Origin of the sequence: Chromobacterium vaccinii (assembly GCF_001855275.1) — a bacterium.
Lineage (GTDB): Bacteria > Pseudomonadota > Gammaproteobacteria > Burkholderiales > Chromobacteriaceae > Chromobacterium > Chromobacterium vaccinii.
The window spans coordinates 625,313-641,017 of the sequence record NZ_CP017707.1 but is presented as its reverse complement, the minus strand read 5'-3'; the positions used below and the strand labels follow the sequence as shown (position 1 = coordinate 641,017).

Genomic DNA, 15,705 nt, shown 5'->3' with positions numbered 1-15,705 from the left:
GGCGGTCAGCTCGTTCGGTTTCAGCGGCACCAACGCCCACGTGGTGATTTCGGAATATCCGCAGGAGAAACCGGCCATGTCCGATGCGAGCGGCAGCCACGCGGTGGTGCTGTCGGCGCGCGGCGATGAGCAGCTGAGGCAGCAGGCCGAGGCGCTGCTGGCCTGGCTCGCGGATGGCGAGGCCGATCTGGCCCGCGTGGCGCATACCTTGCAGACCGGCCGCGACGCGATGCCGCGCCGGGCAGGTTTCGTCGCCGCTTCGGCCGCGCAGTTGCGCGAACAGCTGGCTGCCTATCTGGCAGGGCGGCGCATGGACGGCGTCCACTACAGTCCGACCGGGCTGGACGAGGACACGCTGAGCCTGTTCGCCGCCGACGAGGACATGCGCCGATTGACCGGCGAGTGGCTGGCGCGGCGCAACCTGCCCAAGTTGCTTAGCCTTTGGGTGCGCGGCGTGGATCTGGATTGGCGCGCGCTGCATCAAGGAGGCGCGCCTCGGAAACTGGCGCTGCCGACCTATCCCTTCGCCCGTGAAAGCCACTGGGTCCGCCCGGCGGCCAAAACGGAGGCAAAAGGCGGCGCGCTGCATCCGCTGCTGCACCGCAACGCGTCCAACTTGAATCAGCAGCGTTACCGCAGCCGCTTTCTGGGCGATGAGTCCTTCCTGGCAGACCACCGCGTCAACGGCAAGCCGGTGTTGCCGGCTGCCGCCTATCTGGAAATGGCGCGCGCCGCGGTGGCCGACGCCCTGCCGCCGGAGGAAAGCCATCTGCGGCTGAGCTTGGCGCACGCGGTGTGGTCGCAGCCGCTGGCGGCGGACGCCGCGGTCGAGGCAATTGTCGATCTCACGTCCGCCGATGACGGCGCGATCGCGTTCGAGATCCGCAGCGAGGGTGCCGATGGCCGGGAAACGCTGCACTGCCGGGGGATGGCCGTGACGGAGGCGCAGACCCAGCCGCGGAGGCTGGACATGGAAAGCCTCCGCGCCGGCATGCGGCGCGGCGAACTGGGGCCGGACGAGCTGTATCCGCGCTTCGCCGCGATGGGCTTGGCCTACGGAGCGAGCTTTCAGGGCATCGCCGCGCTGCATCTGGGAGACGGCGAGGCGTTGGCCGAGCTGCGGCTGCCGGCCGGCGGCCCGGACTGCCTGCTGCCGCCTGGCATGCTGGACAGCGCGTTGCAAGGCGCCATCGAGCTGATCGCGGACAGGGCGGGAGAGAACGGCGCATGGCTGCCGTACGCGCTGGAGGCTATGCGAGTGATCAAAGGCTGCGAACGCGTGATGTTCGCCTGGCTGCGCCGCGTTTCGGTCGGCGCGGAAGGACGGCTATTCAAGTGTGATATCGATATGTGCGACAGGGATGGCGTCGTATGCGTGGAGATGCGCGGCTTCTCCGCCAGGCCGTTGGGCGGCGACGAACAGACCCGCGTCGCGGCCATCATCGCGCGCGTCCTCAACAACGAACTCTCCGCCGACCAGGCGGTTGAACTGACTGGGTTGGACTTATGAAGCAAGAGCTGGAACGTATCTATCGCGCGCTGGCGAGCGGCGAACTCTCGCAACAGGATGCCATGCTCCGGATCGCCACGCTTCGACGGAAGGGCGGCGAGGCGCTCGCCACGCTGCTGGCTTCGCCGCAGTGGGAAGCGGTCGTCGCGCCGGACGGGGCCGGGGAGGACGCGTGCGAGCGGCTGGTGCTGCTGCGCGGCTTCGGTCCCAAAGACGCCGAGGCGCTGTCTTCGCGACTGGCGCCGGCGACTTGCCGGGTGCTGGAGGGCGAGGGCTACGAAGCGCTGGCTCTGGGCGTTTTCGAGGCACTGCGGGGCCTGATGCGGGCCCGCCCCCAGTCTCCCGCCCGCCTGCAGCTGGTTGCGACCGGCGACGAGGCCGAATGGCTGATCGGCCTGGCCGGAATGTTCGAAACGGCCAGGCTGGAGAACCCGGCGGTCGCCGCCCAGCTGGTTCTGGTTTCCGCCGGCGTCGACGGGGCGGCTCTGGCCCGCGGGCTGCGCGCCGAATGGGGCGGATCGTCGGACGTCGCAGTCCGGCTGGATGGCTCCGGCAGGCAGGCGCGTCGTTGGCGCGTCATCGACGAGGCGCCGACTGCGCCGGACGCGCTCCGGCAAGGCGGGGTTTATTTGATAGCAGGCGGCCTGGGCGGGCTGGGGCGGCTGTTCGCCCGCGAGATGCTGAGCCGAGGCGCGGACGTCGCGGTCGTGCTGGCCGGCCGTTCCGAGCCGAAGCAGGCCCTGCTGGCCGAGCTGCAAGCTCTCGGGCGCGTGGAATACGCGCGAGCCGACATTTCCAATCCCGCCGAAACGGACGCGCTGGTGGCGGACATCCTGGCCCGCCACGGCAGGCTGGATGGCGTAATCCACAGCTCCGGCCTGTTGCGGGACGAATTCATCCTGAAGAAGACAGCGGATTCCTTCCGCGCCGTGCTGGCGCCCAAGGTGGCGGGCTGCCGCAACCTGGACCGCGCCACCCGCGCGCTGCCGCTGGACTTTTTCGTTTCGTTCTCATCCATCGCCTCCTGGGCGGGCAATCTCGGCCAGGCCGACTACGCCGCGGCCAATGGCTTTCTCGAGCAGTTCGCGGTCTATCGCAACCGTCTGGCGGCTGTTGGAGAGCGCTCCGGCCGAACGGCGGCCATCGCCTGGCCGCACTGGCTGGACGGCGGCATGCATGTGGACGCAGCGGACATGGACGCGCTGCGCAGGCGCACCGGCATGGGCTCATTGCGCGCGGAGGAAGGCATCCAGGCATGGCGCCGCTGTTTGTCGCAGCCGCAGGGCGCGCTGATGGCGATGCACGGCGATCCCGCTGCGATGCGCAAGGCGCTGGAGCCGCGCGGACATGCCGCGCAGCCGATGGCGAAGACCTTGGCCGCGACGGCCGAGCCAGCCGATCTGGCCGCGCGCACGCGCGATTTCCTGCGCCGCGTGTTTGCCGGCGCGCTCAAGCTGCCGCCTGAGCGGATCGAGGGCCGGGCGGCGCTGGAAAAGTACGGCATCGATTCCATCCTGGCGATGAATGTGACCGGCGAGCTGGAAAAAACCTTCGGCACCCTGGCCAAGACGCTGTTCTTCGAGTACCGGACCCTGGACGAACTGGCCGACTATTTCCTGCAGGCGCAAAAACCGGCCTTGCTGGCCTTGTTCGCGCCTGAGGCGCAAGCGCCCGAGACATCCGCGCCGATCATGCCGTCCGCCGCGCCCGCGATGGCGCGCCGCGGCCGGCCTCAGCGGTCGGCGGCGCCATCCATGCCCGCGTCGTCGGTGAACGAACCCATCGCGATCGTCGGCCTCAGCGGCCGTTATCCCGAAGCATGGGACCTGGCCGCGTATTGGCGCAATCTGAGCGAAGGCCGCGATTGCATCGTCGAAGTGCCGGCCTCTCGCTGGGACTGGCGCGAGCACTACAGCGAAGACCGCGGCGAAGCCGGCCGCCATTACAGCAAATGGGGCGGTTTCATTGAAGGCGTGGACGAGTTCGATCCGCGCTTTTTCAATATTTCGCCCAAGGAAGCCGCCGGCATGGACCCGCAGGAGCGGCTATTCCTGCAGCACGCCTGGCAGGCCATCGAGGACGCCGGCCTGAACCGCGCGGCCTTGCAAGCCGCGACCGCGAACGGACGGGCGGGGCAGGTCGGCGTTTACGCCGGCGTGATGTACGGCGAATACAATCTGTCCGGCAGCCTGGCGAGCATCGCCAACCGGACCTCGTATTTTCTTGATCTGCATGGCCCCAGCCTGACGCTGGACACCATGTGCTCGTCGTCGCTGACCGCCATCCATCTGGCCTGCCAGGACCTGCGGCAGGGCCGCACCGCGCTGGCGCTCGCAGGCGGCGTCAATGTCACGGTGCATCCCAACAAATACCTGATGCTGAGCGCCGGCCAGTTCATTTCCGGCGACGGCCATTGCCAGAGCTTCGGCGAGGGCGGCGACGGCTACATCCCGGGCGAGGGCGTGGGCGTGGCGGTGCTCAAGCGCCTGTCCGACGCCGAGCGCGACGGCAACCACATCTACGGTCTGATCCGCGGCAGCGCGCTCAACCACGGCGGCAAGACCAACGGCTACACGGTGCCGAGTCCGCAGGCCCAGGCGGAAGTGATCCGCATGGCGTTGACGGAGGCAGGCGTGGCCGCGCGCGATGTAGGCTACATCGAGGCCCACGGCACGGGCACCAAGCTGGGTGATCCGATCGAGATCGCCGCCTTGACCCGGGCCTTCTACGAGGGAGAGGCGCCGGACGACAGGCAGGCCGGCTTCTGCCGCATCGGCTCGGCCAAGTCCAATATCGGCCATTGCGAATCGGCGGCCGGCATCGCCGGCGTCACCAAGGTTCTGCTGCAGATGAAGCACGGCGCGATTGCGCCGTCTTTGCATTCCAGCCGGCTGAATCCGCATATCGATTTCGCGTCCACGCCCTTCGTCGTCAATCAGACGCTGAGCCCCTGGGCGCGCCCGGCGCGCGATGGACGGGAACTGCCGCGCGTCGCCGGCGTGTCTTCTTTCGGCGCCGGGGGCTCCAACGCACACCTGATCATCGAGGAATATCATCCGGCCCGCGGTCCGCAAACCGCGGCAGAGTCGGTCTTCATCGCCCCCTTGTCGGCGCGCACGCCGGAGCATCTCCGCCAGCGCGCGCTCGACCTGCTGGAGCGATTGCGCGCTGGCGGCATCGATATCCGGGACCTGGCCCGGACGCTGCAGAGCGGCCGCGAGCCGATGATCGAGCGCGCGGCCTTCGTCGCGGCCTCGAGCAAGGAGCTGCAAGCGCTGCTGGAAGTTTTTATCCGCGACGGCCGCGCCACGTTCCGGGGCAGCGTCAAGTCGAGGGACATGCTGACGCTGGACGAGGCCGACGCCCAGTCGCGAGCCGAAGCGGAGCATGCGATCGCTGCCGCAGACCTGAGCAAGCTGGCGAAACTGTGGGCTCAAGGCCTGGATTGGGGTTGGGAGCGCTTGCGCGCGGACGGGGCGGGGCTGGTCAGCCTTCCCGGCTACCCTTTCGCCCGCGAGCGTTACTGGCAGGCTCCGGCGGCCATTCAACCCGCCCGCTCCGTCCTGCACCCGCTGGCGCACGCCAACGTCTCCAGCTTGGCCGAACAAGCCTATGAAACCCGCCTTTCCGGCGACGAGACTTTCCTCGAGACCGTTGGCGGCTTCACGCGGCTGCCGGCGCTGCTGATGCTGGAGATGGCGAGGTTCGCGTTGGATGCCGCCTCGGAATCCCGGGGCGGCTGGGCGCTGAGCGATATCCGCTGGGGCGAGCCGGCGCGAGCGGGACGCGAGCATGCCTTGCGCGCCGCCTTGCTGGCGCGCGACGACGAGCATGTCGATGTCGAGATCCATACCGGCGAGGCCGTGCATTGCCAGCTGCATGCCGAGCGGGTCGACGAGCCGCTGGCCGAGCGGCACGATCTGAGCCGCCTGCGGGCAGGAATGCGAGCCGCTGCGTCCGGCTTGTGGTCCGCAGAGGGACGTCGGCTGGCGGCGCTGCAGTCCGGCGACGAGGGCGGCGAGTGGACGCTGAGTCCCCGCGGCCTGCGGATGGCGGCATTGTTGCTGGACGAGATGGCCGGCCTGCGCGCCGAACCGCTCTCTCTTGCCGAGTTGCGGCTGTCCGGAGAGCCCGGCGAAGCAGCTTGGTTATATCTGCGCCAGGCAGAGGCCGACGTTTTCGATATCGATTTTTGCGACGCGGGCGGACAGGTTCTCGCCCGGCTGGCGGGCTTGCGCCGCCGCGCCGCCGCGCCCGAGCTGGCCACGCAGGCAGAGGCGCCGCGCGCGGACGAGCCGCCGCGCCCCCCCGCTCCTATGGTTTCGGCCCTGCCGGCGAACCGCGGCAAGCCCGTCCTCGTCGCGCTCTCCGAGGCGGCGGAGCCTATCGTCGCGCCGCTAGCAGCCAAGGCGCGGCTGGCCCTGCCCGATGTTTCCGCTGCTGGCGCAGCAGGGGAAAGCGATCGGTTGCGCGACTTGGGCGACGGCATATTCCGTCTCGATGTGCCGGGCGGCGACCTGGCAGCCGGCTTGGCCTCGCTGCTCCGCGCGCTGGAGCAGGCAGGCCGGATGTCGTCGCTGAAGGCCTTGCTGCTGACCGGAGGCGATGAAAGCTGGCGCGGCGGGCGCGAAACCTGCGACGCGGCCATCGCATCCGGCCTGCCTCAGGCCGTCGCCCGCTTCCCGTTTCCGTTGATAGCCTCGCCTGCTGCCGGCGCCGTGGGCGCGGGCTGGTTGCTGTCCTTGCTGTGCGATTTCATGGTGTTGGCCGAGGATGCCGAGTACGGCTATGCCGATCCGGCCGCAGACCTGTTCCCGAGCGGAGCGGAAGATCGTCTGCTGCGCGCGCGGCTGGGGGAGGCGCTGGCCGAAGCCACGCTGTACCGCCGGCCTCTTGCGAGCGGCGCGCAGCTGGCGCGCATGGGGCTGGCGTGTCCGGTCGCGGCCCGTGGCGAAGCGGCGGAGCGCGCGCTGGCGCTGGCCCGCGATCTCGCGGACAAGCCGGCCGAGGCCTTGCGCCTGCTGAAAGCCCATCTGGGGCGCAAGGTGGCGGCCCTGGCCGCCGAGCTGGCGCCGGCCGGCCTGCCGGAAGCGGCGGCCAGCCCGGCTGAGGATGAGAGCCTGCGGCAAGGCGCGTTGCTGGTGGTGCCTGCCGCTTCAGGCAAAAAGTGGAGTCCAGCCGCGATGGCGGCGGAACTGCGCGCCGCCTATGCCCGGGCGGACATGCTGCCGGCTTGCCGTTCCATCGTGCTGTCCGGCATGCCGGCCGGGCTGTCCGGCGATGCCGGGCAATGGCCGGCGGCCGAGGCGGAAGTTTTGCGCGACGCCTTGCGCGCCAGCCCCTTGCCGCTGATCGTCGCCTGCGATGGTGATGCGACTGGACTGGCTTGGTGGCTGTGCCTGTGGTGCGACGCGGCGGTGTTTGTCGACGAAGGGCGCTACGGCTTCGCGGGCCTGGCTTCCGCGCCGGCGTTGGAAGACGAAGCCGCGCGCCTGGCGGCTCTGCGGCTGGGCGGCAAGGCGGCGCGCGAATTGAGCCTGGATGCGGACAGCCGAAGCGGTTTGTCGCTGGGGCAGCTGTGCGGCGCGGCCGAGATCGCCGATGCCGCCGGCGCCTTGCCGCGCGCGTTGGCGCTCGCCTCGCAATGGCGGGGCTGGCCGCGCGGCTTGGCGCGGGACTGGAAGGCCTGCCGCAATGCGGAATTGAGCGCCTTGCCGCCGGTTGAGCCGGCAGGCGCCGCTCCGGCGCAAGCCGAATCTTTCGATTTGGATTTCGGTCCGGTGAGTCTGGAAATCCGCCCCGATGGCGTGGCCCTGGTGGCGATGTGCGAGCGCGAGGCGAAAAACATGTTCACCCCGGCGCTGGTGGACGGATTGAAACGGGCTTTCGCTCATGCCGCCGCCGCGCCCGCTTGCCGGGCCGTGGTGCTGACCGGCCATGACGGCTATTTCGCCACCGGCGGCACCCGTGAAACCCTGCAGGCTATCCAGAAAGGCCAAGCGCAGTTCACTGACGAAATGGCCTTCCAGCTGGCCCTGGCGTGTCCGCTGCCGGTGCTGTCAGCGATGCAGGGCCATGCGATAGGCGGCGGCTGGGCTTTCGGCATGTTCGCCGACCTGGCCTGGGCGGCGGAAGAGGCCCGCTATTTCAACCCCTATATGTCCTACGGCTTCACGCCGGGAGCCGGTTCCACCCTGATATTCCCGGAACGGCTGGGCCTGGATCTGGCGCGGGAAACGTTGCTGACGGCGCGCGAACAGTCGGGCGCCGATCTGGCCAGCCGCGGCATGCCGGCGCTGCCGCGCCGCGCCTTGCTGGACGCCGCGCTGGAGCGGGCCGCCCGCATCGCCAGCCAGCCGCGCGAGCGCCTGGTTCGTCTCAAGCGCTTGCTGGCGCAGCCGCTGCTGGCAGGCCGCGATGAGGCCTATCGCCTTGAGGTGGCCATGCATGAGGCCACTTTCGTGCGCAACGACGACACCTTGCGGCGCATAGAAAGCCGCTTTGCGGGAGAGCCGCCGCAGGAGGTTCGCGTGGCCGGCTCGCCGACAGTCGGCGCGGCGGACATCGTCGACGCCATGCGGGGGCTGCTGGCGCAGGAGCTGTTGCTGCGGGAAAACGAAATCGACGACGACGCGCCGTTCATCGAGCTGGGGCTGGACTCCATCACCGGCGTCACCTGGATACGAAAGATCAATGCCAGGTTCGGCACCGATATCGAAGCCACCCGCGTCTACAGCCACCCGACCCTGGCCTCCCTGGCCGGCCACCTTGCGGAGCTGCTCGCCGGCCGCGAGTCGAGCGGCGCGGCAGCGGCTACGCCCGTCCGCTCCGGCGGCTCAGGCGATGTGGCGGCGACGCTGCGCGAGCTGCTGGCACGGGAGCTGCATCTGGGCCCGGACGAGATAGACGACGAGACCCCGTTCATCGAGCTGGGGCTGGACTCCATCACCGGCGTCACCTGGGTGCGCAGGATCAACGAGCGCTACGGCGTGGATATCGAGGCCACCCGCGTCTACAGCCACCCGACGCTGGCCGAGATGGCCAGGCTGGTGGCCGAAGCCATGCCGGGGCCGGCCCGGGACGTGCCGGTTTCGACGGCCGGGAAAAAGCCGGCGGCGCCAACGCAGGAGGCCGCGCCGACGCTGGCTTCCTGGCGCAAGCCCGGCCGCGCGAAGGCCGCCGCCAAAGGCCGGCAAGCGCCGGAAGCCATCGCCGTGATCGGCATGGCCGGCCAATTTCCCAAGGCCGCGGACGTGGACGCTTTCTGGCGCAATATCGCGGAAGGCCGCGACTGCGTCGCCGCGGTGCCGGCGGAACGCTGGAGCCTGGCCGAACACTACCGGGAAGGCGCGCCGACGCCCGGCAAGACCAATAGCCGCTGGCTGGGCGCCTTGGACGGATACGACTGCTTCGATCCGCTGTTCTTCAGCATCTCTCCGACCGAAGCCGAGGCGATGGACCCGCAGCAACGCCTGTTCCTGCAGGCCGGCTGGCATTGCGTGGAAAACGCCGGCTACAGCGCGAGCGCATTGTCGGGCAGCCGCTGCGGGGTGTTTGTCGGTTGCGGCGCCAGCGACTACCTGATGCCGTCGGACGAGGCGCGGCTGAGCGCCCAGGGCTTCCTGGGCACGGCCAGCTCCATCCTGGCGGCCCGCATCGCCTACATGCTGAACCTGCGCGGCCCCAGCCTGGCGATAGACACCGCCTGCTCGTCGTCGCTGGTGGCTTTCTCCACCGCCTGCGATAGCTTGAACGCCGGCAATTGCGATCTGGCGCTGGCCGGCGGCGTCTATGTGATGGGCGGTCCGTCCATGCACGTGATGACTGCCCAGGCCGGCATGCTGTCTCCGGACGGACGCTGCCACGCTTTCGACCAGCGGGCCAACGGCTTCGTGCCGGGCGAGGGCGTCGGCGCTTTGCTGCTCAAGCGCCTGTCCGACGCCGAACGCGACGGCGACCGCATCCTGGCCGTGGTGCGCGGCTGGGGTGTGAATCAGGATGGCAAATCCAACGGCATCACCGCGCCCAACGAAGACGCGCAAAGCGAGCTGCTGCAGTCGATTTACCGGCGCTTCGGCATCGACCCGGCTGAAATCGGCCTGATCGAAGCGCACGGCACCGGCACCAAGCTGGGCGATCCCATCGAGGTGGCCGGGCTGAAGGCGGCATTCCGGCCGTTCACCAATCGCGCCGGCTACTGCGCGATCGGCTCGGTGAAGAGCAATATCGGCCACTGCCTCACCGCCGCCGGCGCGGCCGGCATGATCAAGCTGGTGCAGGCGCTGCGCCACCGCCAGCTGCCGCCCACCATCCACTATCGCCAGCGCAATGAGCACATCCAGCTGGACGGCAGTCCGTTCTACATCAACGACAGCCTGCGCCCGTGGCGCGGCGAGGATGGGCGGGCGAGGCTGGCGGCGGTGAGCTCCTTCGGCTTCAGCGGCACCAACGCCCACATCGTGCTTGGCGAATACCAGGCGCCGCGGCGGGAGAGCCGTGAAATAGAGGTTCTGAACCAGGATGGCAGGCTGATGGTGCCGTTGTCCGCGCGAACGGAGGAACAACTGCGGCGCAAGGCGGCGGATCTGTTGTCGGCGTTGAATGTCAGCGAGCCGGAGCTGGCCGAGCTGGCCTACACGCTGCAGCTTGGCCGCGAGGCCATGGACGAACGCGTGGGTTTCCTCGCCGCCAGCGTGGCGGAGCTGCGCGGGCAGCTGGCGTCTTTCGTCGCCGGAGAGCCGATGCCGGATGGCGCGCACCGCGGCGACGCGAGGCGCAACCGCGACAGCCTGAAGCTGTTGAACCAGGACGCGGAAGTTCGCTCCGGTCTGGTAGAAAAATGGCTGAGCCAGCGCAGGCTGGGCAAGCTGCTGGAGTTGTGGGCCAAGGGTCTGGATTTCGACTGGAGCCTGCTGTATCCCGGCGCGGCGCCGCGCCGCGTCGAGCTGCCCAATTACCCGTTCGCCGCGGAGCGCTACTGGATCGCGGCGGGCAGGGCGAAGGCGGAGAGCCCGGCCGATCGCGCCGAGGCGGCGGACGAGGACATGCTGGAGACGGCGACGCCGGTATGGGACAGGCTGTTCGACACCGGCCGCGCCGCGTCCGCCGGACGCCGTGCCCTGGTGCTGGGCGCGGACGAGGCGCAAGCCGAACTGCTGCGGCGGCATTATCCGGCCGCGGCGTTCGCTTTTCTCGCCGACGACGGCGAAATGGAAGAATTGGCGGATCGTTTGGCCGGGCAGCGCTTCGATCGCCTGGTCTGGCTGGCGCATGCCGGCGACGCGGCCGAGCTGTCCGTGGAGTCGCTGATCGCCGATCAGGAGCGCGGCGCGCTGCGGGCCTTGCGCCTCGCGCGGGCTTTGCAGCGCGCCGGTCTGGATTCGCAGGCGCTGGAATGGGACTGGATCACCATAGGCGCGCTGGCCACGCACAGGACCGAAGCGGCCAATCCGGCCCACGCCGGCCTTCAGGGCTTGTGCGGCAGCTTGGCCGACGCTTACCCAGCCTGGTCGCTGCGGCTGTGCGATTTGCAAACCTGGAGCGCGGACGCGGTCGCGGCGCTGGGCGGCTTGTCGCTGCGAGGCAAGGGCGCTTGCTACGCCTGGCGCAGCGGCGAGTGGTTCGCGCGCAAGCTGGTGGAGGCCAAAATGGCGCAGCCGGCGGAGACGCCGTACCGCGCTGGCGGCGTATATGTGGCGATAGGCGGCGCCGGCGGCATTGGCGAGGCCTGGACTCGGCATGTGATGTCCGCCTGCGGCGCGCAGGTGGTCTGGATAGGCCGCCGGCCGCTGGACGAGGCGTTGCGGCGCAAGCTGGACGGTCTGGCCGCCTTCGGCCCCCGGCCGGAATACGTCCAGGCTGACGCCAGGCAGCCCGGCGCGCTGGAGGCGGCTCGCGACGAGATCAAGCGTCGCCATGGCGCCATCCACGGGGTGGCGCACTCGGCGGTCGGCGCGTTCGACCAAAGCCTGAAAACAGTGTCCGAGGCCGATTTTCGCGCAGTGCTGGCCGCCAAGGTGGACATCAGCGTCCGCATCGCCCAGGCTTTCGCCGGCGAGGCGCTGGATTTCGCGTTGTTCTTCTCTTCCAACGCCTCCTTCGTCCGCGGCGCGGGCATGGGCGGTTACGCGGCCGGCTGCGCGTTCAAGGACGCCTTCGCCGGCCAGCTGGCCCGCTTGTGGCCGTGCGCGGTCAAGGTGGTGAACTGGGGCTATTGGGACATCGGCGCCGGCGACAAACTGAGCGATGCGCTCAAGGGCTTCTTCCATGCCAGCGGATATCGTCCGTTGCGGGAATCCGAAGCCATGGCCGCGCTGGACGCCTTCCTGGCAGGCGATTTCTCCCAGATGTCGATATCGCGGGTGGCGCGCGGCTCCGCCGCCCGGCTGTGCGCGGACGGCGAATGGCTGGCCGAGCCGGCCCATGGCGCAACGCTGCCGGCGCTCCCGGATTTCGACAGCCAGCCCCTGCCCGAGGCTTTCGCGGCCCTTCAGGGCCGGGCGGGCGAGCAAATGGAGCCGCTGCTGATCCGGCTGATGGCCGGCGTGATCCGCGGCGCGACCCATCCCGCGCCCGGCCTGCGCCGCTGGTTGGAGGAAAGCCGCAAGATCATCGCCAGGGCCGGCGTGGATGAGAACGCGCCGCTGGATGCCGCGTGGCGGGAGTGGGATGCCGCGCTGCCGGCCTGGCTGGACAAGCCCGGCGGCAGCGAGCTGTGCCGGCTGGTGGACCGCTGCGTCCGCGCGCTGCCCGACATCCTGAGCGGCGCGCGCAAGGCGACCGACGTGATCTTCCCGGGCTCCTCGCTGGAGTGGGTGGAGCGGGTGTACAAAACCGACGTCCATTCGCTGGCCTTCAATCAAGGCCTGCGCGACACGCTGCTGGCGGCGGTGGACGCGCGGCTGGCCGCGGAGCCGTCCGCGCGGCTGCGGCTGCTGGAAATCGGCGCGGGCACCGGCGCCACCACTTCGGGCATCCTCGACCGGCTGGCGCCGCGCGCGGACCGCATCGAGGAGTACGCCTACACCGACATCTCCAAAGCCTTCCTGTTCCACGCCGAGCGCGAGTATGCGCCGAGGGCGCCGTACTTGCGCACGCTGCTGCTCAATGTGGAGAAGCCGCTCGCCGGCCAGGATGTGGCGCCGGGCAGCTACGATTTCGTGGTGGCGGCCAACGTGATCCACGCCACCCGCAACATCCGCAACACGCTGCGCAACGCCAAGGCGCTGCTGCGGCGCGGCGGCGCGCTGTTGATGAACGAAATCAGCCTGCATTCGGTGTGCGGCCATCTGACTTTCGGCCTGCTGGACGGCTGGTGGCTGAACCAAGACGACGAGGTGCGGATTCCGGGCTCCCCAGGCCTGTTTCCCGAAGCCTGGCGGCAGGTGCTGGAGGAGGAGGGCTTCTCCGCCGTGCATTTCCCTTGCCGCGGCGCGCATGCCGCCGGCCAGCAGATCATCGTCGCCGTCAGCGACGGCGTGATGCGCCAGCGCGAGCCGGACACTCCGCCGCCGGCGGCGCCAACATCCCAGCTGGCCCGCGTGGAAGCGCCCGCCACAGCCGTCCGCCCATCGGCGTCGTCGCTGCGCGAAGGCGCCGTGGCCCTGTGCAAGCGGGTCATAGGCGAGGCGCTGAAAATAGACGAGCGCGAGCTGGACGCCGAGACGCCGCTGGAACGCTACGGCATAGACTCCATCGTGATCGGGCTGGTCAACCAGCAGCTGCAGCGGCATTTCGACGACATCGGCAGCACGCTGTTGTACCAGTTCCAGACCATAGCCGCGCTGGCGGAACACCTGCTGCAGACGCAGCGCGGAAGGCTGGAGGCGATGTTCGGGGGAGGAGAGGGGTCTGCCTCGCCGACGCTGACTTCTGCGGCCGCGGCGCAGCCCGATCCGGCTGCGTTGCGGGCCAAGGCGGTGGAGCTGTGCCGCCAGGTCTTCGCCGACGCGCTGAAGCTGGACCCGAACCATATCGACCCGGCCGAGCCGCTGGAGCGCTACGGCTTCGACTCCATCATCGTCAATCTGGTCAATCAGCGCTTGCAGCAGCATTTCGGCGAGATCGGCAGCACTTTGCTGTTCCAGTTCCAGACCCTGGACGCCCTGGCCGGCCACCTGGCGCAAACCCGAGCCGACGCGCTGACCCGCCTGTGCGGGCAAGGCGCGGCGGCCGCATCGACGCGCGAGCCGGAGCCTGCCGCTGCGGCGGCGCATCCGGCAATCGCGCCGAAGCAGCCGGGACGCGGACCTATCGCCGTGATAGGCATCAGCGGCATGTATCCTGGCGCTGACAATCTGGCAGCCTTTTGGCAGCGGCTGAAAAACGGCGACGACTGCGTCGGCGAAATCCCGGCGCGGCGCTGGAAACTGGCCGGGTTTTACGAGCCGGACGAGCAGAGGGCTGTGGACGCGGGCCTCAGTTACTGCAAGTGGGGGGGCTTTGTCGACCGCTTCGCCGAGTTCGACACGCTGTTTTTCGGCATCCCGCCGCGCGAGGCCTACAACATGGACCCGCAGGAGCGACTGTTCATGCAGTCCGCCTGGCACGCGCTGGAGAACGCCGGCTATACCCGTCGCGACCTGCGAGAGCGTTTCGGCGGCAGGGTGGGCGTGTTCGCCGGCATCACCCGCGCCGGCTACAACCTGCATCGGCCGCTGAACGGCAACGACGAGAAGTTCTGGCCGCGGACCTCCTTCGCCTCGGTGGCCAACCGGCTGTCCTATTTCCTGGACATCAACGGCCCCAGCCTGCCGGTGGACACCATGTGCTCGTCCTCGTTGACCGCGCTGCATGAGGCTTGCGAGCACATCGCCAATGGCGATTGCGATCTGGCCTTCGCCGGCGGGGTCAACCTGTACCTGCATTCCACCAGCTTCACCGACATGTCGTCGCAGCACATGCTGTCCGCGGACGGCAAGTGCAAGAGCTTCGGCGGCGGGGCCAACGGTTTCGTGCCGGGCGAGGGCGTCGGCGTGGTCTTGCTCAAGCCCCTGGAGCGGGCCGTGGCCGACGGCGACATCATCCACGGCGTGATCCTGGCCACCCAGGTAAACCATGGCGGCAAAACCAACGGCTTCACCGTGCCCAATCCGGCCGCGCAGGCGGAGCTGGTGCGCCGCGCGCTGGACAAGGCCGGCATCAGCGCCCGCGACGTCAGCTATATCGAGGCGCATGGCACCGGCACCGAGCTGGGCGACCCCATCGAAATCTCCGGTTTGCAACAGGCTTTCGCCCAAGACACCGCCGATACCGGCTTCTGCGCGATCGGCTCGGTGAAATCCAACATCGGCCACTGCGAGGCGGCGGCTGGCGTGGCGGGGCTGAGCAAAGTGCTGCTGCAGATCAAGCATGGTCAACTGGCGCCGTCGCTGCACGCGCAGACGTTGAACCCGCATATCCGCTTCGACAAAACCCCGTTCCAGGTCAACCGCGAGCTGGCGGCGTGGAACCGGCCAATAGTGGGCGGAGGGGAGAGACCGCGCATCGCCGGCATTTCCTCGTTCGGAGCCGGCGGGGCCAACGCCCACGTGATCGTCGGCGAATACCGGGTCCAGAGCCCCGCGCGCCCGGCGGGGCCGCCGGTTGGCGGCATCGCCGCGCTGCCCTTGTCCGCGCGCACGCCGGAGCAGCTGAGGCAGAAGGCGCGGGAGTTGCGAGACTACCTCGCCGCATCAGGCAAGGAGGTGGATCTGGCGGCTCTGGCCTACACGCTGCAAGTGGGGCGCGAAGCGATGGAGGAACGGCTGGGCCTGGCGGCGGAATCCCCGGAACAGCTGATCGCGATGCTCAGCGGCTATGCCGACGAGGAGCGTGTGGTCGACGGCGTCTGGCGCGGCCAGGCGCAGCGCGGACCGGAGGGCTCGAGGCGGGTTCTGCAGGACGAGGACATCAAGAGCGCGATCGCGGGCTGGGCGGCCGCCGGCAGGCAGACCAAGCTGCTGGAACTGTGGATGCAAGGCTTCGATATCGATTGGCGCGGGTTGTACCGCGGGCGCGAACCGCGCCGGATCGAGTTGCCGGGCTATCCGTTCGCCCGGGACGAGTACTGGCTGCCGGAAACCGTTCAAGGCCGCGCCGAATCGGCCGCGCCTCAAGTTGACGGCCTGTCCCGGCTGATGGAAACCCTGGGCCGGATAGAGGACTCGACGCTGAGCCCCGCCGAAGGCGCGCGCTTGCTGAAGAACCTGGTTTGA

2 protein-coding genes (1 of these 2 running past the window's edge) are annotated in these 15,705 nt (G+C 69.3%); both read left to right on the top strand.

Annotation, left to right across the window (positions count from 1 at the left end; genetic code table 11):
* Positions 1 to 1,510, top strand: the 3' end of a protein-coding gene (locus tag BKX93_RS24445; RefSeq protein WP_070978678.1) for an SDR family NAD(P)-dependent oxidoreductase. 13,970 nt of this gene lie to the left of the window's left edge; the window shows 1,510 of its 15,480 coding nt (coding positions 13,971-15,480); the start codon falls outside the window, past its left edge; its stop codon occupies positions 1,508 to 1,510.
* Entirely contained in the window at positions 1,507 to 15,705 is a 14,199-nt protein-coding gene (locus tag BKX93_RS24440; RefSeq protein WP_070978676.1) for an SDR family NAD(P)-dependent oxidoreductase, read from the top strand. The genes BKX93_RS24445 and BKX93_RS24440 overlap by 4 nt, the downstream gene beginning before the upstream one ends.